The organism is Aneurinibacillus thermoaerophilus (genome assembly GCF_900099925.1).
Lineage (GTDB): Bacteria > Bacillota > Bacilli > Aneurinibacillales > Aneurinibacillaceae > Aneurinibacillus > Aneurinibacillus thermoaerophilus.
In genome coordinates, this window is the sequence record NZ_FNDE01000102.1 from 1 (window position 1) to 1123 (window position 1123).

General features: G+C 48.8%; 2 protein-coding genes. Both read left to right on the forward strand.

Annotation, left to right across the window (positions count from 1 at the left end; all coding sequences use genetic code 11):
- Positions 1-569 (forward strand): Holliday junction resolvase RecU (locus tag BLR88_RS18880; RefSeq protein WP_322787688.1); only part of this gene is annotated, 569 nt, incomplete at its 5' end.
- Positions 566-1084, forward strand: a complete 519-nt coding sequence (locus BLR88_RS18885) for a putative metallopeptidase (RefSeq protein ID WP_091261655.1) — start codon at positions 566-568, stop codon at positions 1082-1084. The genes BLR88_RS18880 and BLR88_RS18885, both read left to right, overlap by 4 nt.
- Positions 1085-1123: the final 39 nt, after the last annotated feature.

The following is a 1123-nucleotide window of genomic DNA, read 5'->3' on the forward strand; positions in this document are numbered from 1 at the left end:
CAACGGAGGAAGAAAGCATGACAGGATGGGGAAAAAGTAGTTTTGCTAATCGCGGTATGGCGTTTGAGCAGATGCTTGACTATACGAACAAACTGTATGAGCAGCAAGGAGTGGCCGTCATCAACAAACGACCCACGCCGGTGAAAATTCTTGGCCGGAACGCGCGCGGCATGATAAACGGGTATCTTGAGAAGCCGTCTACTGTGGATTATGACGGGACATATGCAGGTCGGTCTATCGTATTCGAAGCCAAAAGCACGAAGGAGCTTACGCGGTTTCCGCTGGACAATGTGCATGAGCACCAGGTCGAATATCTAGCAAAGTGCCATGGATGCGGTGCGATCAGTTTTATGCTGATTGAATTTGCCAAGCACCAAACAGTGTATCTACTGCCGTATGAGGTGTTGGCACAATACTGGCGGCGCGCGAAGGTAGGGGGCCGGGGAACAAAGAGCATTCCATTGCAGGACTTCGATGTGTATGCCTATCATGTATCGCCTGGACGAGTTCCGGTGGATTATCTGGCTGTAGTAAATCAAATCTGGAATATAGGAGGCGTAGCTGTATGAGTGCAGTGTTTTTTGAAGAAGCACCAGAAGTACGTGAAATGGCAGGCAAGATTATCGATAAGCATCATCCTCATCTTAAAGATGCAAAAGAAGTTATTGGATATTATTTTCGCGATGGAAATAGCGATTGGGCTGGCAAGGCAAAGAAGTGTACGGCTTTTGAACGACATGTGACGGGTTATATGCTGTTTGTCTTTATCAACAAAGATGCCTGGCGATTGTTTACTCCCGATCAGCGCCAGGCCCTGGTAGACCATGAGTTGTGCCATTTTAAACGCAAGAGCGAACGTGTATGGAACGAAAAGACGAAAGAGTGGGAGGAAAAATACGAGCCAGCTACAGCGCCGGACAGTTGGCAAATGCGTGAGCATGATGTTGAGGAGTTCAGTGAAATCATTCAGCGCCATGGTTTATGGGAAACCGGCATCGAGAAGTTTGCAGCAGCAGTTCGGGAAGCTGATTATCAAATGGAATTGGAAGATTACGAGCGTGAGCAGCTTCGAGCTGTGAAGTAGCATAAACCAGCCGCCCGCCGGGAGTCCGGTGGGTGGCTC

Excerpts from the sequence above, each read along its gene's own strand:
- BLR88_RS18885 (WP_091261655.1), top strand. The coding sequence starts at position 566 with ATGAGTGCAGTGTTTTTTGAAGAAGCACCAGAAGTACGTGAAATGGCA.